24 protein-coding genes are annotated in these 25,740 nt (G+C 60.8%); 8 read left to right on the top strand and 16 right to left on the bottom strand.

Annotated features, from left to right (window positions below):
• Positions 1-173: 173 nt before the first annotated feature.
• Together ACSSVH_RS24945 and ACSSVH_RS24950 are read right to left on the bottom strand one after the other, a co-directional pair.
• On the bottom strand, positions 174-839 hold the full coding sequence (locus ACSSVH_RS24945; protein ID WP_170042132.1) for a fumarylacetoacetate hydrolase family protein: 666 nt from the start codon (positions 837-839) through the stop codon (positions 174-176).
• A gap of 24 nt (positions 840-863) precedes the next feature.
• Positions 864-2,258, bottom strand: coding sequence for an FAD-binding oxidoreductase (locus tag ACSSVH_RS24950; RefSeq protein WP_169954972.1), 1,395 nt, complete (start codon positions 2,256-2,258; stop codon positions 864-866).
• Between the two features lie 205 nt (positions 2,259-2,463).
• Between ACSSVH_RS24950 and serA the strand changes: the two genes are divergently transcribed.
• Positions 2,464-3,693: a phosphoglycerate dehydrogenase gene (serA, locus tag ACSSVH_RS24955; protein ID WP_029289418.1), complete on the top strand. Its 1,230-nt coding sequence runs from the start codon at positions 2,464-2,466 to the stop codon at positions 3,691-3,693.
• A 64-nt stretch (positions 3,694-3,757) separates the two neighbouring features.
• Here the strand turns inward: serA and ACSSVH_RS24960 are convergent, their stop codons facing one another.
• Positions 3,758-4,195: a DUF4399 domain-containing protein gene (locus tag ACSSVH_RS24960; RefSeq protein ID WP_169954973.1), complete on the bottom strand. Its 438-nt coding sequence runs from the start codon at positions 4,193-4,195 to the stop codon at positions 3,758-3,760.
• Between the two features lie 134 nt (positions 4,196-4,329).
• Between ACSSVH_RS24960 and ACSSVH_RS24965 the strand changes: the two genes are divergently transcribed.
• Positions 4,330-4,953: a transporter substrate-binding domain-containing protein gene (locus ACSSVH_RS24965; protein WP_169954974.1), complete on the top strand. Its 624-nt coding sequence runs from the start codon at positions 4,330-4,332 to the stop codon at positions 4,951-4,953.
• A 149-nt stretch (positions 4,954-5,102) separates the two neighbouring features.
• On the opposite strand, the gene ACSSVH_RS24970 is transcribed toward ACSSVH_RS24965, so the two are convergent.
• Positions 5,103-5,597: a 2-thiouracil desulfurase family protein gene (locus ACSSVH_RS24970; protein ID WP_170042131.1), complete on the bottom strand. Its 495-nt coding sequence runs from the start codon at positions 5,595-5,597 to the stop codon at positions 5,103-5,105.
• A gap of 2 nt (positions 5,598-5,599) precedes the next feature.
• A complete protein-coding gene (locus tag ACSSVH_RS24975) occupies positions 5,600-6,232 on the bottom strand; it encodes a 2OG-Fe(II) oxygenase (protein WP_169955048.1) in 633 nt (210 codons plus the stop codon).
• A 131-nt stretch (positions 6,233-6,363) separates the two neighbouring features.
• Between ACSSVH_RS24975 and ACSSVH_RS24980 the strand changes: the two genes are divergently transcribed.
• Entirely contained in the window at positions 6,364-7,116 is a 753-nt protein-coding gene (locus tag ACSSVH_RS24980) for a DUF2059 domain-containing protein (RefSeq protein ID WP_169954976.1), read from the top strand.
• 122 nt (positions 7,117-7,238) lie between these two features.
• On the opposite strand, the gene bipL is transcribed toward ACSSVH_RS24980, so the two are convergent.
• Positions 7,239-8,180 carry a phospholipase BipL gene (bipL, locus tag ACSSVH_RS24985; protein WP_492633856.1) on the bottom strand — a complete coding sequence of 314 codons (942 nt, stop codon included), beginning with the start codon at positions 8,178-8,180 and terminating at the stop codon, positions 7,239-7,241.
• A 111-nt stretch (positions 8,181-8,291) separates the two neighbouring features.
• Between bipL and ACSSVH_RS24990 the strand changes: the two genes are divergently transcribed.
• Positions 8,292-8,867 (top strand): DUF6436 domain-containing protein, encoded by a 576-nt coding sequence (locus tag ACSSVH_RS24990; RefSeq protein ID WP_170042128.1) that lies wholly within the window; start codon positions 8,292-8,294, stop codon positions 8,865-8,867.
• A 40-nt stretch (positions 8,868-8,907) separates the two neighbouring features.
• Positions 8,908-11,274 carry a penicillin acylase family protein gene (locus ACSSVH_RS24995; protein WP_492633857.1) on the top strand — a complete coding sequence of 789 codons (2,367 nt, stop codon included), beginning with the start codon at positions 8,908-8,910 and terminating at the stop codon, positions 11,272-11,274.
• A gap of 110 nt (positions 11,275-11,384) precedes the next feature.
• Here ACSSVH_RS24995 and ACSSVH_RS25000 read toward each other — a convergent pair whose 3' ends face one another.
• Positions 11,385-12,290 (bottom strand): AraC family transcriptional regulator, encoded by a 906-nt coding sequence (locus ACSSVH_RS25000; protein WP_076963658.1) that lies wholly within the window; start codon positions 12,288-12,290, stop codon positions 11,385-11,387.
• 99 nt (positions 12,291-12,389) lie between these two features.
• Here ACSSVH_RS25000 and ACSSVH_RS25005 point away from each other — a divergent pair, with 99 nt between their 5' ends.
• Complete coding sequence (locus ACSSVH_RS25005; RefSeq protein WP_169954980.1) at positions 12,390-12,782, top strand: carboxymuconolactone decarboxylase family protein; 393 nt, start codon at positions 12,390-12,392, stop codon at positions 12,780-12,782.
• On the opposite strand, the gene ACSSVH_RS25010 is transcribed toward ACSSVH_RS25005, so the two are convergent.
• Complete coding sequence (locus tag ACSSVH_RS25010; RefSeq protein ID WP_170042125.1) at positions 12,721-13,686, bottom strand: GlxA family transcriptional regulator; 966 nt, start codon at positions 13,684-13,686, stop codon at positions 12,721-12,723. The genes ACSSVH_RS25005 and ACSSVH_RS25010 overlap by 62 nt on opposite strands.
• 272 nt (positions 13,687-13,958) lie before the next feature.
• On the opposite strand from ACSSVH_RS25010, the gene ACSSVH_RS25015 reads away from it, so the two are divergent.
• On the top strand, positions 13,959-14,600 hold the full coding sequence (locus ACSSVH_RS25015; protein WP_169954982.1) for an HD domain-containing protein: 642 nt from the start codon (positions 13,959-13,961) through the stop codon (positions 14,598-14,600).
• A gap of 130 nt (positions 14,601-14,730) precedes the next feature.
• Here the strand turns inward: ACSSVH_RS25015 and ACSSVH_RS25020 are convergent, their stop codons facing one another.
• The 8 genes from ACSSVH_RS25020 to ACSSVH_RS25055 form a co-directional block, all read right to left on the bottom strand.
• Positions 14,731-15,615, bottom strand: a complete 885-nt coding sequence (locus ACSSVH_RS25020; RefSeq protein WP_057440425.1) for an ABC transporter permease subunit — start codon at positions 15,613-15,615, stop codon at positions 14,731-14,733.
• Positions 15,612-16,532: an ABC transporter permease subunit gene (locus tag ACSSVH_RS25025; protein WP_029289447.1), complete on the bottom strand. Its 921-nt coding sequence runs from the start codon at positions 16,530-16,532 to the stop codon at positions 15,612-15,614. Before ACSSVH_RS25025 ends, ACSSVH_RS25020 begins: the two co-directional genes overlap by 4 nt.
• Positions 16,529-17,671, bottom strand: coding sequence for an ABC transporter ATP-binding protein (locus tag ACSSVH_RS25030; RefSeq protein ID WP_029289449.1), 1,143 nt, complete (start codon positions 17,669-17,671; stop codon positions 16,529-16,531). The genes ACSSVH_RS25025 and ACSSVH_RS25030 overlap by 4 nt, the downstream gene beginning before the upstream one ends.
• A gap of 67 nt (positions 17,672-17,738) precedes the next feature.
• Positions 17,739-18,833: a polyamine ABC transporter substrate-binding protein gene (locus tag ACSSVH_RS25035; protein ID WP_170042124.1), complete on the bottom strand. Its 1,095-nt coding sequence runs from the start codon at positions 18,831-18,833 to the stop codon at positions 17,739-17,741.
• A 241-nt stretch (positions 18,834-19,074) separates the two neighbouring features.
• A complete protein-coding gene (locus tag ACSSVH_RS25040) occupies positions 19,075-20,172 on the bottom strand; it encodes a polyamine ABC transporter substrate-binding protein (RefSeq protein ID WP_038448089.1) in 1,098 nt (365 codons plus the stop codon).
• 194 nt (positions 20,173-20,366) lie between these two features.
• Positions 20,367-21,731, bottom strand: coding sequence for an aspartate aminotransferase family protein (locus ACSSVH_RS25045; protein WP_169954984.1), 1,365 nt, complete (start codon positions 21,729-21,731; stop codon positions 20,367-20,369).
• A 55-nt stretch (positions 21,732-21,786) separates the two neighbouring features.
• Positions 21,787-23,145, bottom strand: coding sequence for a glutamine synthetase family protein (locus tag ACSSVH_RS25050; protein WP_169954985.1), 1,359 nt, complete (start codon positions 23,143-23,145; stop codon positions 21,787-21,789).
• Between the two features lie 39 nt (positions 23,146-23,184).
• Positions 23,185-23,973 (bottom strand): gamma-glutamyl-gamma-aminobutyrate hydrolase family protein, encoded by a 789-nt coding sequence (locus ACSSVH_RS25055; protein WP_169954986.1) that lies wholly within the window; start codon positions 23,971-23,973, stop codon positions 23,185-23,187.
• A 278-nt stretch (positions 23,974-24,251) separates the two neighbouring features.
• Between ACSSVH_RS25055 and ACSSVH_RS25060 the strand changes: the two genes are divergently transcribed.
• Positions 24,252-25,628: a glutamine synthetase family protein gene (locus tag ACSSVH_RS25060; protein WP_057440427.1), complete on the top strand. Its 1,377-nt coding sequence runs from the start codon at positions 24,252-24,254 to the stop codon at positions 25,626-25,628.
• Positions 25,629-25,740: the final 112 nt, after the last annotated feature.

Genomic DNA, 25,740 nt, shown 5'->3' on the forward strand with positions numbered 1-25,740 from the left:
AAAAAAATGCAAAGCCCCGATGTGCGCAGTACGCACAAATAATCTGTGTACAAGCTTGTGTGGGAGCCGGGCTTGCCCGCGATGCAAGCACCGTGGTGCATCAGGCACACCGCGGTGATGCTATCGCAGGCAAGCCAGCTCCCACAGAAGCCGGCTCCTACAGAGAGATGGGGTTAGCGTACGGCGCTTTCGAAGCGGCTGACACCCGGCAGTTCCAGCACCAGTTCGTCACCCACTTCCAGCGGGCCCACGCCCACAGGCGTGCCGGTCAGGATCACATCCCCGGCCTGCAGCGAGAAGCAGCCCGCCATGTGCTGGATCATCGGCACGATCGGGTTGAGCATTTGCGCGCTGTTGCCGTCCTGGCGCACCTGGCCATTGATGGTCAGGCGAATGCCGATATCGGTCAGGTCGGGAAAGGTGCTGCCCACCACGAACGGCGCAATGACTGCCGCACCGTCGAAGGACTTGGCGATTTCCCACGGCAGGCCCTTGGCCTTGAGCTCGGACTGCTTGTCGCGCAAGGTCAGGTCCAGGGCCGGGGCGAAGCCGGAGATGGCGTCCAGCACTTCTTCACGGCTCGGGGTTTTCGACAAGGGTTTGCCGATCAGCACCGCGATTTCCGCTTCGTAATGCACCGAACCGCGCTCGGCTGGAATGGCAAAGCCGCCTTCCAACGGCACCACGCAACTGCCCGGCTTGATAAACAGCAGGGGCTCGGTCGGTACCGGGTTGTCCAGTTCCTTCGCGTGTTCGGCGTAGTTGCGCCCGATGCAGACCACTTTGCCCAGTGGAAAGTGGATGTTGGTGCCGTCGACGTACTTGTGCTGATAGCTCATGGACCGCTTCCTCTTTCGTGATGGTTAAACAGCGAAGATCTTGCCCGGGTTCATGATCCCGTTCGGGTCGAACACGGCTTTCACTGCCTTCATATATTCGATTTCAACCGGAGAGCGGCTGTAAGTCAGGTAATCGCGCTTGGTCATGCCCACGCCGTGTTCGGCGGAGATCGAGCCGTTGTACTTCTCGACCGTCTCGAACACCCACTTGTTGACGGTGGCGCACTTGGCGAAGAACTCGTCCTTGGACAGGTTTTGCGGCTTGAGAATGTTCAAGTGCAGGTTGCCATCGCCGATGTGGCCGAACCAGACAATTTCGAAGTCTGGATAGTGTTCGCCGACGATCGCGTCGATTTCCTTGAGGAATGCCGGCACTTTCGACACGGTGACCGAAATGTCGTTCTTGTAGGGCGTCCAGTGGGAGATGGTCTCGGAGATGTACTCGCGCAGCTTCCACAGGTTGTGCAACTGGGTTTCGCTCTGGCTCATCACGCCATCGAGCACCCAGCCCTGTTCGACACAGTGCTCGAAGGTTTCCAGGGCGTGGTTGGCGACTTCTTCGGTGGTGGCTTCGAATTCCAGCAGGGCGTAGAACGGGCAATCGGTCTCAAACGGCGCCGGCACATCGCCACGGCCGAGGACTTTGGCCAGGGCCTTGTCAGAGAAAAACTCGAACGCCGTCAGGTCCAGTTTGCTTTGGAACGCGTGCAGCACCGGCATGATCGAGTCGAAGTCGGTGGTGCCCAACACCATTGCGGTGAGGTTTTTCGGCGCCCGGTCCAGGCGCATGGTGGCTTCGACCACAAAACCCAGGGTGCCTTCAGCGCCGATAAACAGCTGGCGCATGTCGTAGCCGGTGGCGTTCTTGATCAGGTCGCGGTTCAGTTCCAGCACATCGCCTTTGCCGGTGACGACCTTCATGCCCGCTACCCAGTTACGGGTCATGCCGTAGCGAATCACCTTGATCCCGCCGGCATTGGTGCCGATATTGCCGCCAATCTGGCTGGAACCGGACGACGCGAAGTCCACCGGGTAGTACAGGCCGTTTTCTTCGGCGACGTTCTGCAATTGCTTGGTGACCACGCCCGGCTGGCACACGGCGGTGCGATCGGTGAGGTTCACATCGAGGATCTGGTTCATGTAGTCGAACGACACCACCACTTCGCCATTGGCCGCCACGGCAGCCGCCGACAGGCCGGTACGCCCGCCGGACGGCACCAGCGCCACCTTGTGCGTGTTGGCCCAGCGAACAATGGCCTGCACCTGCTCAATGGTCTTGGGGAAGACGATAGCGGTCGGCGCGGGGGCGAAGTGCTTGGTCCAATCCTTGCCGTAAGCCTCCAGGGAGTCTGCATCGGTCAGCACTTTGCCGGGCTCAACCAGGGTCTTTAGCTCATCAATCAGGGCAGGATGGGTCATCGACAGAACTCTCGAACAATTCATGGTCATCCTGAGAACGCTTCACGTCGCAGGAATGAGTGTTTAGCGGGGCGCGTATGCTAGCATACCGCCCCCGCAGGACAGAGCCCAAGGGCGTTTCTGCGGTGACGGCTTTCCTGCCGTCCGGGTCAGCTTGCGCTGCTCGATTCCCTGCCATTTTTCTCCGGGATACAGGTTTACGCAGATGAGCAAGACTTCTCTCGATAAGAGCAAGATCAAGTTCCTTCTTCTGGAAGGCGTCCACCCATCGGCCGTCGACGTCCTAAAGGCCGCCGGGTACACCAGCATTGAGTACATCACCAGTTCTCTGCCGGAATCCCAGCTCAAGGAAAAGATCGCCGACGCGCACTTTATCGGCATTCGCTCCCGCACCCAGCTGACCGAAGAGATCTTCGACCACGCCAAGAAGTTGGTGGCGGTCGGTTGTTTCTGCATCGGCACCAACCAGGTCGACCTCAATGCAGCGCGCGAGCGCGGTATCGCGGTGTTCAACGCCCCGTACTCCAACACCCGTTCCGTGGCGGAGCTGGTGTTGGCGGAAGCCATCCTGCTGTTGCGCGGTATCCCTGAGAAGAACGCTTCCTGCCACCGTGGCGGCTGGATCAAGAGCGCGGCCAATTCCTTCGAAATCCGCGGTAAAAAGCTGGGTATCGTCGGTTACGGCTCCATTGGTACCCAGCTGTCGGTATTGGCTGAAGGCTTAGGCATGCAGGTGTTCTTCTACGACACCCTGACCAAGCTGCCGTTGGGCAACGCCACCCAGGTGTCGAGCCTGACCGAACTGCTGGGCATGTCCGACATCGTCACCCTGCACGTGCCGGAAACCGCTGAGACCCAGTGGATGATCGGCGAGAAGGAAATCCGCGCCATCAAGAAGGGCGGGATCCTGATCAACGCCGCACGCGGCACCGTGGTCGAGCTGGATGCCTTGGCCGACGCGATCAAGGACAAGCACCTGATCGGCGCTGCCATCGACGTGTTCCCGGTGGAGCCACGCTCCAACGACGACATCTTCGAAAGCCCGCTGCGTGGCCTGGACAACGTGATCCTGACCCCGCATATCGGCGGCTCCACCGCTGAAGCCCAGGCCAACATCGGCCTGGAAGTGGCAGAGAAGCTGGTCAAGTACAGCGACAACGGTACGTCGGTGTCCTCGGTCAACTTCCCGGAAGTGGCCCTGCCGGCTCACCCTGGCAAGCACCGCCTGCTGCACATCCACCAGAACATTCCTGGCGTGATGATGGAGATCAACAAGGTCTTCGCGGAAAACGGCATCAACATCTCCGGTCAGTTCCTACAGACCAACGAGAAGGTCGGCTACGTGGTGATCGACGTAGACGCCGAGTACTCGGACCTGGCGCAAGAGAAGCTGCAGCACATCAGCGGTACTATTCGTAGCCGCGTGTTGTTCTAAGGTTTCAAGCGCACCACGAAAAAGGGAGCCCCGCGGGGCTCCCTTTTTTTCGTCTGAACAAATCTTACTTCACGGTAACAGTGATCACTTTTGAGGCTACAGTAGGTTCGAACTGACGATGCAGGTTATCGCCCGCCACCAGTTGCAGCGTGTGCTTGCCTGGGGCCAGGGTCAGTTCGGTCTTGGTTTGCGCCTTGCCGAAGTGGATCACAGTGTCGGTGGCCGGAATCGGCTGGCTTGGATCTGGCAGTTGCGCCTGGTCGACCAGCAGGTGGTGATGGCCTGCACCCGGGACTTGTTTGTCGATGGGCTCCAGGTCCATGCCCTTGATGCCAAACTCGACGGTGAAGGTCTTGTCGACGGTGGCGCCATCCTTGGGCGAAACAATGAACACTTCAGCCCCTTTGGGTGCCGGTGTGCGCGGGATATCCGCCGCAGACGCCAGCATTGAAGCCCCCAGCAGCAGGCTGGCCAGGGTTGCACGAGACAAAATGGCTTTCATTAACTTCTCCAGTTTTTCTATGAAATCTGTAGGGTTAAGACAACTTAGTGACGAAACGTTGTCCAAGGCACTCAACACCATAGCAAAGCGAGCCTTAACCGCGTCTCGCACCTTCGAATTCTTTAGGAGTGACCATGCGTTTTTTGCCTGGCCTGTTACTTGTGCTGCCTTTGCTGAGCCCCTTGGCTCACGCCGAACTGTTCGACGAGGTGTTTGACCGTGGCGAACTGCGCATTGCCCTGGAAGCGGACACGCCGCCCTTCAACTTCAAGGAAGGCGACAAACTCACCGGCTTTGAAGTGGACCTGGGTGAGTTGCTGGCTCGGGAAATGGACGTACGCGCCTCCTTTATCACCACCGACGACAGCGACTTGCTGCCCGGTGTGGAAAGCGGCAAGTACGACGTGGCGATCAACCACATCGCTGTGACTCCTGAACTGCGGGATCGTTTCGATTTCAGCGCGCCTTATAGCTATGCCAATGCCCAGATGCTTGCCAACAAGCAGCAAAAACCCCTGTTGAGCGGCCTGAATACACTCACCAGCAGTCAATTTGCCGCCAAGCCCACCGCAGGCGTGGATTTGCGCAGCCGGGTCGATGCCAAGGCCACGTTGACCCTGGCCATCCCCTTCCAGAAGGGCAACCCGGCATTCAAATCGAGCCTGGACAAGGCACTGGAGCGGATCAAGGCCGATGGACGGCTGACGGCGCTGTCGGAAAAGTGGTTTGAGGCTGACACCAGCAAACCTGCCAAATAACCAATGTGGGGCCAGGTTTGTGTGTGTGAGTGGGCTTGTGTGGGAGCGGGCTTGCTCGCGAAAGCGGTGTGTCAGTCAACAAATCTGGCACTGATAAACCGCATTCGCGAGCAAGCCCGCTCCCACAAAAGGATGGTCCTACATGGGATTTAAGCGGGGTTTGAGAGCTCGTCCAGGGCTACCGCCGCCTCGGCCAGCTCCAGCTCGCTGAACACCTGTACCCCATGGCGCTTGAGCAACGCCGCCGTCACGCCTTCGCCCGTGACTTTGACCCCACTGAAGGTGCCGTCATACGTCAGCAGGTTGCCGCAAGACGGGCTGTTGGCCTTGAGCACGGCGATGCGGATGCCATGGCGCTGCACCAGGGCCAGAGCCTGGCGCGCACCCTCGACAAAGGCGTCACTGAAGTCCTCGCCATCGGCGGTCAACACTTGGGCGCGGCCTTCCCACACCGCCATCCCCTGCCCGCCCGGAATCTCGGCAGATGGCCGTGGGGTAGGCAGGCCACCGGCTACCTCCGGGCATACCGCAACCACCCGGCCTTCGGCCTGCCAGGCGGCCAGTTGGTCAAACGGCCCGCTGGCCCCACCGTCGTAACGTACGCGATGCCCCAGCAGGCAGCGGCTGACCAGAATCTTTTGCATGCTCAAAACGGCTCGTTGCCCCGCCGGCGAAACCAGCCTGTCAGGGACAGGCGTTCGCGGTGGGCGGGCAGGACTTCGTGGGGCACTTCCCCCGACAGGAACACCACCAGGCAACCGCCGGTGGGGTCCACGTCGTATTCAACGCCGTCCTTGAGGTACATGCGCAACTGGCCGCCGTGCTCGGGCAGCCAGTCCTGGTTCAGGTAGACCACCGCCGAGACCATGCGCCGGTCATCATCGCGAAAACGGTCGAGGTGCTTGAGGTAGAACGCCCCCGGCGGGTACATGGCGAAGTGGCATTCGAACTCTTCCAGGCCGAGGAACAGCCCGCGGTTCATCGCCAGCCGCAGGTTGTCCATCAACGCCAGATAGCGGTCGCAGATCGCCGCCTGGCCGGGCTCCAGCCATTGGATATGGTCGCCACGGATCCCCTCGCGAATCTCTTGGGCCGGGCCGCGTCCGACAGCGGCCGGGGCCAATTCGCCTTCAATTGCGCGTTTATGGCACTCAGCCGCCAGTTCCAGGGTCAGAGCCTCTGGCAGGAAGATGTTCTGCTGCGACCAGCCCTTCACGGCCAGGTCGTCGACGATGCTTAGCAGCAGCGGGTCATCAGGGGATATTTGCATGGCGCGCATAGTATCCATACGCCTGGCAAACCGACAGCGCCGCCGAGCGCCTAAATACACTTTAGTCAGGCGATTGATAGGACTTCTCGACAAATCCTACGCCCGACACGGACAATAGTGGCCGACTGACAGGAGTCCCTATGCGTCGTTTGTTTTTATCCTTGCTGATGTTCTGCGTGTTGCCCGCCTGGGCAGACAGCCATGACCAGTTGTACGCGGTCGCCGGCTGGCCGGAACAACGCGCGCATTTTAATGACGCCTTGAGTGCCGCCCAGCAGCGCTACCGCAACAGCTTGCCGCCGGCGGTGTACCAGGCGCTGGTGGACAACAGCAATAAACGCTTCGCCCCCAAGGCCATGGATCAGCGCGCCGAAGCCCAGTTGCGCCAGAACCTGGCGGACCCAAAACCGGCGCTGGCGTTTTTCCAGTCGCCGCTGGGGCGCAAGATTGTCGCCGCCGAGTTGCTGGCGACCCGTCGCGACCAGTTGGCCAAGAACGCCCAGGGCTTGCCGCAGATCCAGGCCGACGCCACCCGCAGCCTGATCATCGGCCATCTGGCCCAGGCCCTGCCTGCCCGCGAAGCCGGGGCCGAAGTCAGCCTGGCGATTGCCGGCGTGGCCGCAGACAGCCTGAGCCAGATGATCCCCGGCCTGTTGGGCGGCGGTCAGGCGCAGAGCATGCTCAATGGCCAGCGCGAGCGGTTGATGCAGCAGATCGGCAATGACCTGAACAACACCTTGTTGTACGTCTATCGGGATTTGTCGGACCCGGAGCTGGAAGAATTCGCCACCTTTGCCGAGTCGCCGCAAGGCAAGGCTTACTACCAGGCAGCGCTGGCGGCGATCCGCGCCGGCCTGGCGGTCGGCCAAAGCACCTCCAGCCTGGCCCCCTGACGCCCCTCCCCCTGTAGGAGCGAGCTTGCTCGCGAAGAACTCAAGGACGCCGCGTCTAACCAGGCAGCACGCGTTATCGTTGACGTTCTTCGCGAGCAAGCTCGCGCCTACAGGGGGGAGGGTTATTTCAGGTGGTCGGCGAGGAACTTGAAGTATTGCTCGCGGATTTCAGGCAGCTCATTGGCCATGTGATGCCGCCCACGCGGCACCATCAGGATCTGCGGCTGATCAAACTTGCCGCGCAGCACCTGCAAGTTGTGCTGCCAATCCACCGTCATATCTTCCTCGCCCTGCACGATCAGTGGTCGCCGCGTACTGCGCGGCGCGGCCTCGATGCGCTTGATCCAGCGCGCCAGCGCGCCCACCCAGGCGGTCGGCAGTTGCCGGGGCTGCAACGGGTCGGCCTCGAGGAACGGACGGAACGCCGGGTCGTTGCTGTTATCGCTGAAGCGCCGGGCGATACCTTTGACGAACGGCTTGAGCAGGTAATAGCTCAGTTGCGACCAACCCCAGGCACGCGGCCGCACCAGCGGCGACAACAGGAAGGTCTGGCCTTGCGCCGGGCTGCTGGAGCCATGGTTGAGCAGATGGTCCACCACAATCGCCCCGCCGGTGCTTTGCCCGAACAGGTGCCAGGGCTTGGGCAGTTGCAGCGCGTCGGCCTGGTCGAACAAGCCGTTCACCACGTGCTGGTACACCGCAAAATCATCGATGCTGGCACGTTCGCCACTGGACAGGCCATGGCCCGGCAAATCGCAGGCAATCACCACAAAACCCTGGTCCAGCCCCCACTCCACCACGCTGCGATACAGCCCCATGTGATCGTAGAAACCGTGGAACATAAACAGTGTGGCCACAGGTTGCGCCGGCCACCAGACCTGGCTGACCACCTCGAACCCATCCACCTCCATGCGCCCCAGACGGCTGGCCACCGGGGTTTTGCGCGCGGCCAGGTCCAGCCCATAGAAGCGCTGGTAGACCCTGGCCTCGGCCGAAAGCGGCTGCGCGTCCACCAGGGGCCGCAGGCTTTCGCGCAGATGATCGGGGTCAAAGGTAACGGGCATAAGAACTTCCAGACTAGGGCTTCACAGCAGTGAACAGATGAATATTGAGTCGCGATATTCATCTGTCAGGGCAAGCATGGCAAGCTACGCCACCGTCGAGGATTGTTCTGAATGCCAAAGCCCTACCGCAACGCCCTGCTCGCCAGCCTGATCCTGCTGATCTGCGCCGTGGTGCTGTGGGTCGCGTATGACTGGTTCCAGGGCCGCTACCTGCGGGCATTCAGCGAACATACGGCGGTGTTTTCCGGCGACCTGCTACGCCTGCCCGACGACCTCGCAGGCCCCGGCCCGATCCGCCTGGTGCACTTCTGGGACCCGGCCTGCCCGTGCAATGTCGGCAACCAGCAGCACCTGAGCGAACTGATCGAGCAATACGCGCCCCAGGGCGTGGAGTTCTATGCCCTGCAAAAAGCCGGCAGCCACGGCCAATTGCCCGCGACCCTTGGCGCGATGAAAATCATCACCGCCCTGCCCGGCGCCGACCAGGTGCCCGCCAGCCCGGCGGTGGGTATCTGGGATCGCAGCGGCAAGCTGGCGTATTTCGGCCCGTACAGCGAGGGCCTGACCTGTAATTCGAGCAACAGCTTTATCGAACCGATCCTGCAGGCGCTCAACGGCGGGCGGGCGGTGAACGCAACCCACACCCTGGCAGTGGGCTGCTATTGTTCCTGGCCGCAAGGTTCGTAGATTTTCAAGGTAGCCCCACTTCTAATAATAAGGATTGTTTATGAAGCGCGTTTTGTCGGGTCTTGTAGCCCTGCTGGTGTTGATCGCCCTCGGGGCTGGCTGGTACGTCTACAGCAAGCAACCCACCCGCCAGGGCACGGTGGAGCTGGCCAACCTGCAAGGCTCGGTCACGGTGCGCTATGACGACCGGGGCGTGCCGCATATCCGCGCGGAAAACGAGGCCGACCTGTATCGCGCCCTGGGTTACGTGCACGCCCAGGACCGCCTGTTCCAGATGGAAATCATGCGCCGCCTGGCGCGCGGTGAGCTGGCCGAGGTGCTCGGCGTCAAGTTGCTGGACACCGATAAACTGTTCCGCAGCCTGCGTATCCGCGAGCGCGCCACCACCTACGCGGCCCAGATGGACCGCCAGTCCCCGCACTGGAAGGCCCTGCAAGCCTATCTGGACGGGATCAACCAATATCAGGACAGCCACGCCAGCCCCATGGAGTTTGACGTGCTGGGCATCCCCAAGCGGCCGTTCACCGCCGAGGACACCATCAGCATTGCCGGCTACCTGGCCTACAGCTTTGCCGCAGCCTTTCGTACAGAGCCCTTGCTGACTTACGTGCGCGACCAACTGGGCAGCGATTACCTGAAGGTGTTCGACCTCGACTGGAAACCCAAGGGCGACCTCGGCCTGGCCGCCGCCGACTGGCAAGGCCTGAGCGCCATCGCCCGCCTCAGCGAGCAGGCCCTGGCCGACAATGGCCTGCCGCAGTTCGAAGGCAGCAACGCCTGGGCCATCAGCGGCAACCGCACCAAGAGCGGCAAGCCGTTGCTGGCGGGCGACCCGCATATCCGCTTTTCGGTGCCGTCTGTATGGTACGAGGCGCACCTGTCGGCGCCCGGCTTTGAACTCTACGGTTATCACAACGCCCTGGTGCCGGTGGCGTTCCTGGGCCATAACAAAGCGTTTGGCTGGAGCCTGACGATGTTCCAGAACGACGACCTCGACCTGATCGCCGAGCAGGTCAACCCGGACAACCCCAACCAGGTGCGCTACCACGACCAGTGGGTCGACATGACCAGCAGCGAGCAACAGATCGCGGTCAAGGGCCAGGCCCCGGTGACGCTGACCCTGCGCCAGTCGCCCCACGGCCCGATCATCAACGACGTGCTCGGCGCCAATGCCGGCACCACGCCGATTGCCATGTGGTGGGCCTTCCTCGATACCGAAAACCCGATCCTCGATGGCTTCTACCAACTCAACCGCGCCGACACCCTGGCCAAGGCCCGCCAGGCGGTGGCCAAGGTGCATGCACCGGGGCTGAATATCGTGTGGGCCAATGCCAAGGGCGATATTGGCTGGTGGGCCGCAGCGCAGTTGCCGATCCGCCCGGCCGGGGTCAACGCCGGGTTTATCCTCGATGGCAGCACAGCCCAGGCCGACAAGCTGGGCTTCTACCCGTCCAGCGCCAACCCCCAGGAAGAAAACCCGGCCCGTGGCTACGTGGTCTCGGCCAATGCCCAGCCGGTGTCACCTACTGGCATGCAGATCCCCGGCTATTACAACCTGGCGGACCGTGGCCAACAGTTGAACGCGCAATTGAGCGACAACCAGGTCAAATGGGACCTGGACAACAGCCAGGCCTTGCAACTGGGCACCACCACCGCCTACGGGCCACGCCTGCTGGCGCCGCTGTTGCCGGTGCTGCGCGAGGTGGTCAAGGACCCGGCCGAACTCAAGCTGCTGGAGCAACTGGCCGCGTGGAAAGGTGACTACCCGGTGGAGTCGATCCCGGCCACGCTGTTCAACCAACTGCTGTACGACCTGACCGACGCGGCCTTTCGCCCCAAACTGGGTGACGAGATGTTCAAGACCCTGATCACCACCCGTGTGATCGACGCCGCCTTGCCACGCCTGGCCGCTGCTGCCGATTCGCCGTGGTGGAACGGCCAGCGTGCCGCGACCGTCAAGCACGCCTGGGACAACAGCCTGGCGCACCTGAGAACCACCTTCGGTGACGACCCGGCACAATGGCAGTGGGGCAAGGCCCATACCCTGACCCACGGCCATCCGCTGGGCATCAAGAAGCCACTGGACCAGATCGTCAATGTCGGGCCGTTCGCCTCACCGGGCAGCCACGAAGTGCCGAACAACCTGTCGGCAATCATCGGCCCTGCGCCATGGCCGGTGACGTACGGCCCGTCCACCCGACGCCTGGTGGACTTTGCCGACGCCGCTCACGCGCTGACCATCAACCCGGTGGGCCAAAGCGGTGTGCCGTTCGACAAGCACTATGCCGACCAGGCCGAGACCTATATCGAGGGCGGGTACGAGCAGGCGCATTTTGATGAAGAAGAGGTCCAGGCCAATACTCGCGGCACCCTCAAGTTGTTGCCGGCCCGCCCACAACAGCCCTGAAGAAACACCCTCAAAACGGTGGGAGCGGGCTTGCTCGCGATGGCTGAGTGTCAGTCGATACATTAGTTGACTGATACACCGCCATCGCGGGCAAGCCCGCTCCCACAGTTTTAATCTGCGTTGCGCATTCGACCGGGCGCTTGGCCATATGCCTCCTTGAATTTCTTGCTGAACGCCGCCTGGGACTGGTAACCCACCCGGGCCGCAATATCCGTCAGGCTCAGCCGTGACTGCTGCAGCAGATTGAACGCCAGCTCCATGCGCAACTGGGTCAGCAGCACCCACGGCGACACGCCGGCCACTTTGACAAATGCGCGCATGAACGTGGCCCGGGACATCGATGCAGCCCCCGCCAGGCTGTCGATGGTCCAGTCATGCCCGGGCTCGGCCAGCATCGCCTGCCAGGCGCGGCCCAGGCGTTTGTCGGTGAGCAAGGCAAAGGTGCCGGCCAGCGGCGCCTGTTGCGCCAACCAGGTGCGCACCAGCAAGGTGAACAGCGCCACCGACAGGGCATCAATAAACGACCGCGCGCCCAGCCGCTCACCGTCAGCCTCACTGCGCATCAGCGCAATCAGTGCCGCCAGTTGCCCATCGGCCGGCCATTGTCGGCTGGACACCACCAGGTACTCGGGCAAGGCCGCAAACAGCAACGACTGGCGGTTGTAGTGAAAGGCGCCACAGAGCATCTCAACCTCCGGCTGATCACCGCCCAAGCGATGCACCTTCAGTACCCCGCTGTCGATCACCGTGGGCAGCCTCGGCGGGGTCTGCGCGCCCTGGCTGCGCAGCAGATGGGTCGCACCACCGGGCATCAACAGGATATCGCCTTCTGCCAGCGTCACCTGCTGCCCACCCGAAAGCTCGGCGTGGCAGGTCCCCCGCACGACAATATGATACGGCGCCACCCCCAGCGATTCGGGCGCATGGTCCAGGGCCCAGTCGCCCTGGAACTGGCAGCGCACGTCAAGGCGGCCGCGCAGGTTGGCCAATGTGATCAGCGTGTCGATAGCGTTCATTTGCGAATATCGGTCAAAAAGATGAGCGGATCGAACAATACCGCCAAATCCGAACGGCACACACTGGCTTCACACCCAACCCGTTCAGGAGTCAACGCAATGTTCAATAACTGGCCCGACTTGCTGCCCACCGTGAAGAACGCCTTTGGCGCACTGGGCAAGAGCAACCCGAAGATGGTCAAAGCCTACATGGCGCTGGGCGAGGCTGCCGAGGAAAACAACGTCCTGGATGCCAAGACCCGCGAACTGATCGCGATTGCCGTGGCCATCACCACCCGCTGCGACGGCTGCATCGGCGTACATGCCGACGCCGCGATCAAGGCCGGCGCCACCCGCGAAGAAATCGCCGCGACGCTTGCCACCGCGATCTCGCTGAATGCCGGCGCCGCCTACATCTACTCGCTGCGCGCACTGGAAGCCTACGACACACTCAAACCAGCGCCGCAAAGTTCAGCCGGAACTGCTGCGGCGTCACCCCCAGCCGGCGATTGAACACGCTGCGCAGGTGCTGGGCGTCGCGAAACCCGCATTGGTAGGCCACGGTCTTCAGCGGTGCGGTGCTGCTTTCGAGCATCACCCGCGCCGCATCCACCCGCGCGCGCTCGACAAACTCTGCCGGGGTGATCCGCGCTTCGCGGGCAAACACCCGCGAAAAGTTGCGCGCACTCATATTGGCCGCGCGGGCCAGGTCGGCGATGCCCAGGTCACCCGTCAGGTTCGCCAGCACGTACAACTGCACTTGCGCCACCGCCGAGGTGGCTTCGGCGTGGGGCGTGAGAAACGGGCTGAACTGCGATTGCCCGCCGCTGCGCTGGGTAAACACCACCAGGCGCTTGGCCACGCTCAAGGCCACTTCCGGCCCGTGGTCCTGGGCCAACAGGTACAGCGACAGGTCGATGCCCGCCGTGACCCCGGCCGAGGTGTAGAGGTTGGCGTCTTGCACGTAGAGGCGGTCGGCGTCGACCTGGGTCGAGGGGCACAGGCGCGCCAGATCAGCCGCGTCGCTCCAGTGGGTGGTGACGGTTTTGCCATCCAGCAATCCGGCCCGGGCCAGCATGAAGGCGCCATTACAGATCGAACCGAAGCGCCGGGCCCTGGCGCTCGCGTCACGCAGCCATTGATGGAACGGCGCGCCGAAATCTTCGAAGGGCAACTGCGGGCCGCCGGCGACCAACAACAGGTCATAGGCTTGTAGCGCATTGCTGTAATGGATATGAGCCTGCAAGGACAGACCGTTGGAACAGGCGATCTGGCCCTGGACCTGGCCGATGACTTCGAGCCGGTAATGATCCGCAGGCGCCAGGAAGCGATTGGCCTCGCAGAACACATCCATGGGGCCGGTCACGTCCAGTGACTGGACGCCGGGGAAGATCAGGATCGCGACGGTCTTGTGCATGGGTAAACCTTCCTCTGGACTGTCGCAAAACCCTGTGGGAGCTGGCTTGTCGGATCGCCGCATCGCTGCGATGGCATCACCTGGGTATACCTGATGTACCGAGGCGATGCTATCGCAGGCAAGCCAGCTCCCACATTGCATCGTGTACAACCATGGCGCGATATGAAGGCACATTGGCCGGGATCGCGCCCCTGCGGCGGTGGTTGCCTGGCAGCTGGGCGACCAGACTGGACTGATCAGCGCCAACCGGCGCTTTCTTGAGGATCATGACCATGAGCACCACCATCGCCGGCATCAAAATCCCCGACAGTGCCCTGGCCAAGGCTACCACCGAATACATCCGCGACATTGAATCCGACCTGCTCTACCACCACTCCCGCCGGGTGTTTCTGTTTGGCGCCTTGAGCGGCGAGCGCCAGCAATTGGCCTACAACCCGGAGCTGCTGTACGTCGGCGCAATGTTCCATGACTTGGGCCTGGTGGCCGGCCACCGCAGCGATGATGAGCGTTTTGAAGTGGACGGCGCCAACGCTGCTGCCGCCTTTCTGAAGCCTTATGGCTTGAGCGACGACGATATCGAGCAGGTGTGGCTGTCCATCGCCCTGCACACCACGCCGGGCGTGCCCAAGCACCTGCGCCCTACCGTCGCCCTGGTGACCGCTGGCGTGGAGATGGATGTGCTGGGCATGGACTACGCCGCGTTTACCCACGTGCAGCGCGAGGCGGTGGTGCATGCGCATCCACGGGGTGAAGGGTTCAAGGAGTGCATCATCTGCGCGTTTGCCGACGGGTTGCGCCATCGCCCGCAGACCACGTTTGGCAACGTGAAGACCGATGTGCTGGTGGATCAGGAGCCGGGGTTCAAGCCGATGAACTTTGTCGAGGTGATTCGCCAGTCGCCGTGGACGGCTTAATCAACTTGAAATGCAATCAAATGTGAGAGCTGGCTTGCCTGCGATAGCGGTGGTTCAGTCACATCTTCTGTGACTGACACTCTGCTATCGCAGGCAAGCCAGCTCCCACATTTTGAGCCTGTTCCGGCCGTTAGACCGGTGCGGGCGCGCGCCGTACATCCGGCTGTTTCCAGCCATCCGCCGCGGCTTCTTCGATCGCTTGCTGGATCGCCTTCTTGCGACGCTCTTCGGCACGGCGGCTGAAGAACCACACCAAAAAGGTCACCAGCGACACCGCCAACAGAATCAGGCTGGCCACGGCGTTGATCTCGGGCTTGACCCCAAGGCGCACCGCCGAGAACACTTCCATCGGCAAGGTGGTCGAACCCGGGCCCGACACGAAGCTGGCCAGTACCAGGTCATCCAGGGACAACGCGAACGACATCATGCCGCCCGCCGCCAGCGAGGGTGCGATCATCGGGATGGTGATCAGGAAGAACACCTTCCACGGCCGCGCCCCCAGGTCCATGGCCGCCTCTTCGATCGACAGGTCCAGCTCACGCAAGCGTGCCGACACCACCACCGCCACATACGCCGCACAGAACGTGGTGTGGGCGATCCAGATGGTGACGATGCCACGCTCCTGGGGCCAGCCGATCATCTGCGCCATGGCCACGAACAGCAGCAACAGCGACAGACCGGTGATCACTTCCGGCATCACCAGCGGCGCGGTCACCAGGCCGCCAAACAGCGTGCGGCCCTTGAACTGGCTGATACGGGTCAGCACGAACGCTGCCAACGTACCCAGCGCCACCGCGGCCACCGCCGTGTAGCAGGCGATTTCCAGGGAGCGCGCCACCGAGCCCATCAACTGGGTGTTGTCCAACAGGCCCACGTACCACTTGATCGACCAGCCGCCCCACACCGTCACCAGTTTCGATTCGTTGAACGAATAGATCACCAGGATCAGCATCGGCAGGTAGATGAACAGCAGCCCTACGACCAGCATGAAGCTGGAGAAACTGAAGCGCTTCATACCTTGCCCTCCATCTCTTTGGCTTGGCTGCGGTTAAACAGAATGATCGGCACGATCAGGATCGCCAGCATCACCACCGCCAGCGCAGAGGCCACCGGCCAGTCGCGGTTGTTGAAGAATTCTTGCCACAACACTTTACCGATCATCAGGGTTTCCGGGCCGCCCAGCAGTTCCGGGATCACGAACTCGCCCACCACCGGGATGAATACCAGCATGCAGCCGGCAATGATGCCGTTCTTGGACAGCGGCACGGTGATTTTCCAGAAGCTGTTGAAGGTGCTCGAACCCAGGTCCGACGCGGCTTCCAGCAGGCTCTGGTCATGTTTGACCAGGTTGGCATACAGCGGCAGGATCATGAACGGCAGGTACGAATAGACCACGCCGATATACACCGCGATATTGGTGTTGAGGATCTGCAACGGTTCGTTGATCAGGCCCATGGACATCAGGAAGCCATTGAGCAAGCCGTTGTTGCTAAGGATGCCCATCCACGCATACACGCGGATCAGGATCGCGGTCCAGGTCGGCATCATGATCAGCAGCACCAGCACGGTCTGCATCTCTTTGCGCGCACTGGCGATGGCGTAGGCCATCGGGTAGCCGATCAGCAGGCACAAGGCCGTGCTGAAAAACGCCATCTTCAGCGAGCCGAGGTAGGCGGCAATGTACAGTTCGTCGCCGGCCAGCAGGCTGTAGTTGGCCAGGTTGAGCACCACCTCCAGCTTCTGCTCGATGTAGGTGTAGATCTCGGTGTAGGGCGGGATCGCCACGTCGGCTTCGGCAAAGCTGATCTTCAGGACGATGAAGAACGGCAGCATGAAGAACAGGAACAGCCACAGGAATGGAATCCCGATGACCACCTGCTTGCCGCTGGGAATTATTCGGTGTAATCGCCGTTTGAATTTCTTCATGTTCATGAGCGAAGTACCACGCCGCTGTCGTCTTCCCACCATACGTAGACCTGGTCACCCCAGGTCGGCCGCGCGCCACGGCGTTCGGCGTTGGCGACGAAGGACTGCACCAGCTTGCCGCTCGGCAGCTCGACGTAGAACACCGAGTGGCCGCCCAGGTAGGCAATGTCATGCACCTTGCCGCTGGACCAGTTGTGCTCGCAGGTCGGCATTTCGGTGGTGACCAGCAGCTTTTCCGGGCGGATGGCGTAGGTCACCGACTTGTCTTCCACCGACGTGGCGATGCCATAACCCACGTAGATATCGCGGTCCAGGTCGGCGCACTTGAGTACCGCGTGGCCTTCGGCATCATCCACCACCACGGTGTCGAAGATGTTGACGTTGCCGATGAACTCGCACACCAGGCGGCTGGTGGGGGTTTCGTAGATATCGATCGGGCTGCCGATCTGCGCGATCCAGCCCAGGTGCATGATCGCGATGCGCTCGGCCATGGTCATGGCCTCTTCCTGGTCGTGGGTCACCATCACGCAGGTCACGCCGACGCGCTCGATGATTTCGACGAGTTCAAGCTGCATCTGCGAGCGCAGCTTCTTGTCCAGCGCGCCCATTGGCTCATCGAGCAGCAGCAGTTTCGGGCGCTTGGCCAGGGACCGGGCCAGGGCCACCCGCTGACGCTGGCCGCCAGACAACTGGTGCGGCTTGCGCTTGGCGTACTGGCTCATCTGTACCAGCTTGAGCATCTCGGCCACGCGGGCCTCGACTTCGGCCTTGGGGATCTTGTCCTGTTGCAGGCCGAAGGCGATGTTCTGCGCCACGGTCATGTGTGGGAACAAGGCGTAGGACTGGAACATCATGTTGATCGGCCGCTCGTAGGGCGGCATGTCGGTGATATCCACACCGTCGAGGAAAATCCGCCCTTCGGTCGGTCGCTCGAAACCTGCGAGCATGCGCAGCAAGGTGGACTTGCCCGAACCAGAACCGCCGAGCAAGGCGAAGATCTCGCCTTTCTTGATTTCCAGGGACACATCGTCCACGGCAATCGTCTCGTCGAACTTCTTCGTGACCCGGTCGATTTTGACCAACACCTTTTTCGGTGTCTGGTCGCCCTCGAGGGCTTTCTTATAGGCGCCGGAGGCAACTGCCATTTACGAAACTCCCAGAAAAAAAGAGTGCAGAACGTCCAATACGGACGAACCTTAGATAGTGTGAGCCTTACTTGCCCGTCTTGACCTTGGTCCAACTACGGGTCATCAAGCGTTGCACTTTCGGGGGTAGCTCGAAGTTGACAAACGTCCGGTCGAGAACCGCCTGCGGTGGATAAACCGCTTCGTCGGTGCGTATCGATTGCTCCATCAGCGTGTCCGCCCCTGGGTTAGGGTTGGCGTAGCCGACGTAATCACTGACCTGAGCGATCACTTCAGGTTGCAGTAAATAGTTGATGAAGGCGTGGGCTTCCTTGACGTTGGTCGCGTCCTTGGGGATCGCCAGCACGTCAAACCACAGGTTGCCGCCTTCTTTCGGAATCGCGTAGGCGATGTTCACGCCCTTGCCTGCCTCGGCCGCCCGGGCCTTGGCCTGGAACACATCGCCGGAGAAGCCGGCAGCCACGCAGATATTGCCGTTGGCCAGGTCCGAGATGTATTTGGATGAGTGGAAGTAGGTCACGTAGGGACGTACTTTCAGGAGTTTTTCCTCGGCCTTTTTATAGTCGGCCGGGTTGGTGCTATTAGGGTCCAGGCCCATGTAGTTGAGCACCGCCGGTAGCATTTCATCGGCCGAGTCCATGAAGGACACGCCGCAACTGGCCAGCTTCTTCATGTTTTCCGGCTCGAACAGCACGGCCCAGGAGTCGATCTTGTCGACACCCAGCACTTCCTTCACTTTGTCGACGTTGTAGCCAATGCCGTTGGTGCCCCACAGGTAAGGCACCGCGTATTGGTTACCCGGGTCGTTCTTTTCCAGGCGCTTGAGCAGCGCCGGGTCGAGGTTGGCGTAGTTGCTCAACTGCGCCTTGTCGATTTTCTGGAACGCGCCCGCCTTGATCTGCTTGCCCAGGAAGTGGTTGGACGGCACCACCACGTCATACCCGGTGCGCCCGGCCAGCAACTTGCCTTCCAGGGTTTCGTTGGAATCGAACACGTCATAGACCGGCTTGATGCCGGTGGCCTTTTCAAAGTTGGCCAGGGTGTCGGGGCCGATGTAGTCCGACCAGTTATAAACATGCACAGTCGAAGCCGCCTGCACGCTGACTGCCAACGTGAGACCCGCCCCTACCAGCAAGGCTTTGCGAAATAAAGAAATTGGCAAGTGGAGGTCCTCTTAAATAGTTGGGCCCAAAGTTGTTGCCCGACAACAAAACCGGCGCGCAACTTACCCTCGATAAACCGATCCGGCAAAACTTTCTGTCATTTAATTTGTGAGAGCGGGCTTGTGTGGGAGCGGGCTTGCTCGCGAAGGCGGCGTGTCAGCCTGCATATGTCTCTACTGACACGCCGCTTTCGCGAGCAAGCCCGCTCCCACCCAAACCCTCTCCCACACTTATCAAGGCTTATTTACCCGACTTGATCTTGGTCCAGCTGCGTGTCAGCAGGCGCTGGGTAGCGGCCGGCAGGTCGCTGATTGCATACAGCTTGGCTTTCACTGCATCCGAGGGATAGATGCTCGGGTCACCCGAAATATCCTTGTTCACCAGCGGCGTAGCGGCCTTGTTACCGTTCGGGAAACGTACGCTGTTGGTGATGGCAGCCATGACTTCAGGCTTGAGCAGGTAGTTCATGAACTGGTAGGCGGCGTCCAGGTTCTCGGCATCTTTAGGGATGGCGACCATGTCGTAGAAGCTGCCTGCGCCTTCCTTGGGAATGGCGTAGGAAACCTTGACCTTGCCACCGGCTTCAGCCGCGCGGGACTTGGATTGTTCCAGGTCGCCCGAGTAACCCACGGCCACGCAGATGTTGCCGTTGGCCAGGTCCGAGATGTACTTGGAGGAATGGAAGTAGCCTATCGAAGGACGGATCTTGAGGAACAGTGCCTCGGCTTCAGCCAGTTGCTTCTTGTCCTGGCTGTCGGTCGGGTAGCCCAGGTAGTGCAGGGCCACCGGGATCATTTCGGTTGGCGAATCGAGGAAGCTCACGCCACAGCTTTTGAGTTTTTCGATGTTCTCGGGCTTGAACAGCACATCCCACGAGTCGATCTTGTCCACGCCCAGCGCAGCCTTGACCTTGTCGGGGTTGTAGCCGATGCCGATGGTGCCCCACATGTACGGGAATGCGTGCAGGTTGCCTTTGTCGCTGGCGTCACCGACGGCCTTGAGCAGGTCGGTATCGAGGTTCTTCCAGTTAGGCAGCTTGGACTTGTCCAGCTCCTGGTACACACCGGCCTTGATCTGCTTGGCCAGGAAGTTGTTCGACGGCACAACCACATCGTAGCCGGACTTGCCCGCCAGCAGCTTGGCCTCGAGGGTTTCGTTGCTGTCGAAAACGTCGTACACCACTTTGATGCCAGACTCTTTCTCGAAGTTGGCGATGGTGTCCGGTGCAATATAGTCGGACCAGTTGTAGACATGCAGTACTTTACTGTCTGCCTGGGCCGCGCCCGCCATCACGCCCATCAGGGACAAGGCCAGGAGGGTCTTGCCAGCGTTCTTCAAACCTAATGCCTTCATTCGGTCATGCTCCAATTTTTCTTTTTTGGGCCACATTTTTCTACGTTTCATGGCCCGTCGAAGGGCAACAAAACAGGGCGACAGTCTGGCAAGTTCAGGGGCCGGCTTTCAACCAAAGCCCCGCATTTATCATTGCCCGAATGCAACAGCCGCTAGCCGCTGCATTCTGAGCCTAGCACTTAGCCCTGCAATGCCGCCAAAGTCAGGTCCAGGCACTGGCGAGCCTTGGTGACCAGCTCGTCAATCTCGGCCTTGCTGATCACCAGCGGCGGCGAAATGATCATTGTGTCGCCCACGGCGCGCATGATCAGGCCATTTTCGAAACAGAAGGTGCGGCAGATCATGCCCACGCCCTTGCCTTCATAACGCTTGCGCGTGGCCTTGTCCTGTACCAGCTCGATCGCACCCAACATGCCGACACCACGTACTTCGCCCACCAGCGGATGATCCGCGAGCTCGCGTAGACGCTTTTGCAAATACGGTGCCGTTTCGTCATGGACGCGGCTGACAATTTTTTCATCGCGCATGATGCGGATGTTTTCCAGGGCCACCGCAGCAGCCACCGGGTGCCCGGAATAGGTGAAGCCGTGGTTGAAATCGCCGCCTTCGTTGAGCACTGCCACCACTTCGTCGCGCACGATCAGGCCGCCCATGGGGATGTAGCCCGAGGTCAGGCCCTTGGCGATGGTCATCATGTCCGGCTTGAGACCATAGAAATCGCTACCGAACCACTCACCGGTGCGGCCAAAGCCACAGATCACTTCGTCGGCGACAAACAGGATGTCGTACTTGGCGAGGATTTCCTTGATGCGCGGCCAGTAGGTCTCTGGCGGCACGATCACACCGCCGGCGCCCTGGATCGGCTCGGCGATAAAGGCACCGACGTTGTCCACGCCGACTTCCAGAATCTTCTCTTCCAGTTGATTGGCGGCCCACACCCCGAACTCTTCAGGACTCATGTCGCCGCCTTCGCCAAACCAGTACGGCTGGGCGATGTGCACGATGCCCGGGATCGGCAAGTCGCCCTGCTCGTGCATATAAGTCATGCCGCCCAGGCTGGCGCCGGCCACGGTGGAACCGTGGTAGCCATTCTTGCGGCTGATGATGGTTTTCTTGTTCGGCTGGCCCTTGATCGCCCAATAGTGGCGGACCATGCGCAACATGGTGTCGTTGCCTTCGGAGCCGGAGCCGGTGAAGAACACGTGGTTCATGCCGGCCGGGGCGATATCGGCGATCGCCTTGGCCAGTTCCAGCACTGGCGGGTGGGCGGTCTGGAAGAACAGGTTGTAGTAAGGCAGTTGTTTCATCTGCTTGGCGGCGGCGTCAGCCAGCTCATCGCGGCCATAACCGATGGCCACGCACCACAGGCCGGCCATGCCGTCGAGGATCTTGTTGCCTTCGCTGTCCCACAGATAAACGCCCTTGGCGTTGGTGATAATGCGCGGGCCTTTCTCTTTCAACTGCTTGAAGTCGCTGAACGGCGCCAGGTGATGATCGTTGCTCAGGGCTTGCCATTCACGGGTTTGCGGGTTGTTGCTGGACATACCAATCTCCAAAAAGTAGGTGAAGGTGCGACCCATCCTGGCCGCACCCGGCGCATCAGACGGCGAAGAGCAGGAATTCCCGCTCCCACGAACTGATCACGCGCTTGAAGTTTTCATGCTCGGCCCGCTTGACCGCGACGTAGCCAGTGATGAATTTTTGACCCAGGTATTTCTCGATGGTCTTGCTGTTTTCCATGCGCTCCAGCGCATCTTCGATAGTCAACGGCAGGCGCAGGTTGCGTCGCTCGTAACCACGACCGACCACCGGGGCGCTCGGGCTGATGCCTTCGACCATGCCGATATAGCCGCACAGCAGGCTGGCGGCGATGGCCAGGTACGGGTTGGCATCGGCGCCCGGCAGGCGGTTTTCCACGCGGCGGTTCTGCGGGCCGGCATCCGGCACGCGCAGGCCCACGGTGCGGTTCTCTTCGCCCCACTCCACGTTCACCGGCGCCGAGGTGTCGGGCAGGAAGCGGCGGAACGAGTTGACGTTAGGCGCAAACAGCGGCAACAGCTCGGGGATGAACTTCTGCAGGCCACCGATGTGGTGCAGGAACAGCTCGCTCTTGGAGCCGTCCTCATTGGAGAACACGTTCTTGCCGGTGGCGATATCAATGATGCTCTGGTGCAGGTGCATGGCACTGCCGGGCTCGCCGGTCATCGGCTTGGCCATGAAGGTGGCGGCCACGTCGTGCTTGAGCGCGGCTTCACGCATGGTGCGCTTGAACACCAGGATCTGGTCGGCCAGGGACAGGGCATCGCCGTGACGGAAATTGATTTCCATCTGCGCCGTGCCGTCCTCGTGGATCAGGGTGTCGAGGTCCAGCTCCTGCAGCTCGCACCAGTCGTAGACATCTTCGAACAGTGGGTCGAATTCGTTGGCCGCTTCTATAGAGAAGGACTGGCGACCGGTTTCCGGACGGCCAGAGCGGCCAATCGGCGGTTGCAGCGGGAAGTCCGGGTCTTCGCAGCGCTTGGTCAGGTAGAACTCCATCTCCGGCGCCACGATGGGCTGCCAGCCTTTGTCGGCATAGAGCTTGAGGACTTTCTTGAGCACGTTGCGCGGCGACAGCTCGATGGGGTTGCCTTGCTTGTCGTAGGTGTCGTGGATCACCTGGGCGGTGGGCTCGATGGCCCAGGGCACCAGGAACACAGCGTTTTGGTCCGGGCGGCAGATCATGTCGATGTCGGCCGGGTCGAGCAATTCGTAATAGATGTCGTCTTCGACATAGTCGCCGGTCACGGTCTGCAACAGAACGCTCTCGGGCAGGCGCATGCCTTTTTCGGCAATGAACTTGTTGGTCGGCGAGATCTTGCCCCGGGTGATCCCCGTGAGGTCGCCAATCATGCATTCGACTTCTGTGATCTTGTGGTCTTTCAACCAATCGGTGAGCTGGTCGAGGTTGTTACTCATAAATGCCTCTGGGCTGGGTTTCCTGACATCCATTAAAGGTCAGGCGTTGTTTGACGCGTGCGCGTCTCTTTGTTTCGCCCGCGTTCGGCAGGCATCGCCAAATGCCTGGAAGATCGCGAGGTAGTACGGGTTGGAGCTTACCTGCCATTCAGGGTGCCATTGCACTCCTAATGCAAAAGCGTCTGCAAAAGCCTTGCCCTGTTTGAGCGAAAAAGCCTCGACCAGGCCGTCCGGCGCGGTCGCCTCGACCTGCAGGCCCGGCGCCAGGCGGTCGACGCCCTGGCTGTGGATCGAGTTGACCTGGATCGTGTCCGGCAAGCCCAGGCCCGCCAACACCCCGCCCGGGGCAATCGCCACGGCGTGCGCCGGGCCGTACTGGACTTCCAGCGGCTGGGTATCGTCTTCGCGGTGATCGAGCATACCCGGCAACTCATGAACCTTCTGGTGCAGGCTGCCGCCCAGGGCCACGTTCATTTCCTGGAAGCCCCGGCAAATCCCCAGCACCGGCACCCCTGCGGCAATCGCGGCGCGAATCAGCGGCAGGGTGCTCTGGTCCCGTGCAGGATCATGGGCAGTCCCGGGCGCACTGGCCGGACCGTCGTAATGGAAGGGTTCGATATTGGAAGGTGAGCCGGTAAAGAGAATGCCATCCAGACCGTCAAGAATATTGGCCGGTTCGAACAGCTCCGCCAAGGACGGAATAATCAATGGCAGGCCCTTGGCAGCGACTGCCACGGCGCGGACGTATTTGTCGCCACTGATGTGATAAGCATGCAGACCAACCTGTTTGGAGCAGGCGGTGACGCCGATTAACGGCAGGCCAGACATGAAGCACCCCGGTATTATTGCTGTTATGGGTTTGAATCGAGCTTAGCCTTGTTCATTTTTTTACACAACACCCCCGTAAAAAATACAACACGGCCCGCTCAAGCCTGCTAGTCCCAAGCCGGTCAAACTGGCAAAACTGCCCAAAAAAGCCGCAAAAAAGCCCCCTGGGCGCTTTTTTAGGGCAAAAAAGGCCTCGCTTGACTTCGGCAAGCCGTTCGGGTTGACTGAAACCAGAAAAGATCAATGATTGATATTTTTAACAACAAAGGTGTTGCATCATGTCGGTACCCCCGCGTGCCGTTCAGCTTAACGAAGCGAACGCGTTCCTTAAGGATCATCCTGAGGTTCTGTACGTAGACCTTCTAATTGCGGATATGAATGGTGTGGTGCGCGGTAAGCGCATCGAACGCACCAGCCTCCACAAGGTTTACGAGAAAGGCATCAACTTGCCGGCCTCTTTATTTGCCCTGGATATCAATGGCTCGACGGTGGAAAGCACCGGCCTGGGTCTGGACATCGGTGATGCTGACCGAATCTGTTATCCAATCCCCGACACCCTGTGCAATGAACCCTGGCAAAAGCGCCCTACCGCGCAACTGCTGATGACCATGCACGAACTTGAAGGTGAACCTTTCTTCGCCGATCCGCGCGAAGTGCTCCGCCAAGTTGTAACCAAGTTTGACGATATGGGCCTGACCATCTGCGCCGCCTTCGAGCTTGAGTTCTACCTGATCGACCAGGAGAACGTGAACGGCCGGCCACAACCTCCCCGCTCGCCGATTTCCGGCAAACGCCCGCACTCGACACAGGTCTACCTGATCGACGACCTCGACGAATACGTCGACTGCCTCCAGGACATTCTGGAAGGTGCCAAAGAGCAAGGCATCCCAGCTGACGCCATCGTCAAGGAAAGTGCCCCGGCGCAGTTCGAAGTGAACCTGCACCACGTCGCCGATCCGATCAAGGCATGCGACTACGCGGTACTGCTCAAGCGTTTGATCAAGAACATTGCCTACGACCATGAGATGGATACCACCTTCATGGCCAAGCCTTACCCAGGCCAGGCCGGCAATGGGTTGCACGTGCATATTTCGATCCTGGACAAAGACGGCAAGAACATCTTTGCCAGCGAGGATCCCGAGCAGAACGCCGCATTGCGTCACGCGATCGGCGGTGTGCTGGAGACCCTGCCTGCACAAATGGCTTTCCTGTGCCCCAACGTCAACTCCTACCGTCGTTTCGGCGCACAGTTCTACGTGCCGAACTCGCCGTGCTGGGGCCTGGACAACCGCACCGTGGCGATTCGCGTACCGACCGGCTCGTCCGACGCCGTACGTATCGAACACCGTGTGGCCGGCGCCGATGCCAACCCTTACCTGCTGATGGCTTCGGTCCTGGCAGGCGTACACCACGGCCTGACCAACAAGATCGAGCCTGGCGCACCGGTGGAAGGCAACAGTTACGAGCAGAACGAGCAAAGCCTGCCGAACAACCTGCGCGACGCCCTGCGCGAGTTGGACGACAGCGAGGTGATGGCCAAGTACATCGATCCGAAATACATCGATATCTTCGTCGCCTGTAAGGAAAGTGAGCTGGAGGAGTTCGAACACTCCATCTCCGACCTTGAATACAACTGGTATCTGCATACCGTGTAAGCGGTGGCTGCAATAAATGAACGCTGCAGGCTTATGGCCTGTGGCGTTTTTTTATGGCCGCCTGCGGCGGATCGCTGGCAAGCCCGCGCCTACAGCGATAGCGGTTTGGCAG

It is taken from the genome of Pseudomonas sp. HC1(2025) (assembly GCF_058742075.1).

What these genes read in the sequence shown, in the direction of transcription:
- ACSSVH_RS24945 (WP_170042132.1), bottom strand. Translation starts at nt 839, where the DNA reads ATGAGCTATCAGCACAAGTACGTCGACGGCACCAACATCCACTTTCCA.
- ACSSVH_RS24950 (WP_169954972.1), bottom strand. Translation starts at nt 2,258, where the DNA reads ATGACCCATCCTGCCCTGATTGATGAGCTAAAGACCCTGGTTGAGCCC.
- serA (WP_029289418.1), top strand. Translation starts at nt 2,464, where the DNA reads ATGAGCAAGACTTCTCTCGATAAGAGCAAGATCAAGTTCCTTCTTCTG.
- ACSSVH_RS24960 (WP_169954973.1), bottom strand. Translation starts at nt 4,195, where the DNA reads ATGAAAGCCATTTTGTCTCGTGCAACCCTGGCCAGCCTGCTGCTGGGG.
- ACSSVH_RS24965 (WP_169954974.1), top strand. Translation starts at nt 4,330, where the DNA reads ATGCGTTTTTTGCCTGGCCTGTTACTTGTGCTGCCTTTGCTGAGCCCC.
- ACSSVH_RS24970 (WP_170042131.1), bottom strand. Translation starts at nt 5,597, where the DNA reads ATGCAAAAGATTCTGGTCAGCCGCTGCCTGCTGGGGCATCGCGTACGT.
- ACSSVH_RS24975 (WP_169955048.1), bottom strand. Translation starts at nt 6,232, where the DNA reads ATGCGCGCCATGCAAATATCCCCTGATGACCCGCTGCTGCTAAGCATC.
- ACSSVH_RS24980 (WP_169954976.1), top strand. Translation starts at nt 6,364, where the DNA reads ATGCGTCGTTTGTTTTTATCCTTGCTGATGTTCTGCGTGTTGCCCGCC.
- bipL (WP_492633856.1), bottom strand. Translation starts at nt 8,180, where the DNA reads ATGCCCGTTACCTTTGACCCCGATCATCTGCGCGAAAGCCTGCGGCCC.
- ACSSVH_RS24990 (WP_170042128.1), top strand. Translation starts at nt 8,292, where the DNA reads ATGCCAAAGCCCTACCGCAACGCCCTGCTCGCCAGCCTGATCCTGCTG.
- ACSSVH_RS24995 (WP_492633857.1), top strand. Translation starts at nt 8,908, where the DNA reads ATGAAGCGCGTTTTGTCGGGTCTTGTAGCCCTGCTGGTGTTGATCGCC.
- ACSSVH_RS25000 (WP_076963658.1), bottom strand. Translation starts at nt 12,290, where the DNA reads ATGAACGCTATCGACACGCTGATCACATTGGCCAACCTGCGCGGCCGC.
- ACSSVH_RS25005 (WP_169954980.1), top strand. Translation starts at nt 12,390, where the DNA reads ATGTTCAATAACTGGCCCGACTTGCTGCCCACCGTGAAGAACGCCTTT.
- ACSSVH_RS25010 (WP_170042125.1), bottom strand. Translation starts at nt 13,686, where the DNA reads ATGCACAAGACCGTCGCGATCCTGATCTTCCCCGGCGTCCAGTCACTG.
- ACSSVH_RS25015 (WP_169954982.1), top strand. Translation starts at nt 13,959, where the DNA reads ATGAGCACCACCATCGCCGGCATCAAAATCCCCGACAGTGCCCTGGCC.
- ACSSVH_RS25020 (WP_057440425.1), bottom strand. Translation starts at nt 15,615, where the DNA reads ATGAAGCGCTTCAGTTTCTCCAGCTTCATGCTGGTCGTAGGGCTGCTG.
- ACSSVH_RS25025 (WP_029289447.1), bottom strand. Translation starts at nt 16,532, where the DNA reads ATGAACATGAAGAAATTCAAACGGCGATTACACCGAATAATTCCCAGC.
- ACSSVH_RS25030 (WP_029289449.1), bottom strand. Translation starts at nt 17,671, where the DNA reads ATGGCAGTTGCCTCCGGCGCCTATAAGAAAGCCCTCGAGGGCGACCAG.
- ACSSVH_RS25045 (WP_169954984.1), bottom strand. Translation starts at nt 21,731, where the DNA reads ATGTCCAGCAACAACCCGCAAACCCGTGAATGGCAAGCCCTGAGCAAC.
- ACSSVH_RS25050 (WP_169954985.1), bottom strand. Translation starts at nt 23,145, where the DNA reads ATGAGTAACAACCTCGACCAGCTCACCGATTGGTTGAAAGACCACAAG.
- ACSSVH_RS25055 (WP_169954986.1), bottom strand. Translation starts at nt 23,973, where the DNA reads ATGTCTGGCCTGCCGTTAATCGGCGTCACCGCCTGCTCCAAACAGGTT.
- ACSSVH_RS25060 (WP_057440427.1), top strand. Translation starts at nt 24,252, where the DNA reads ATGTCGGTACCCCCGCGTGCCGTTCAGCTTAACGAAGCGAACGCGTTC.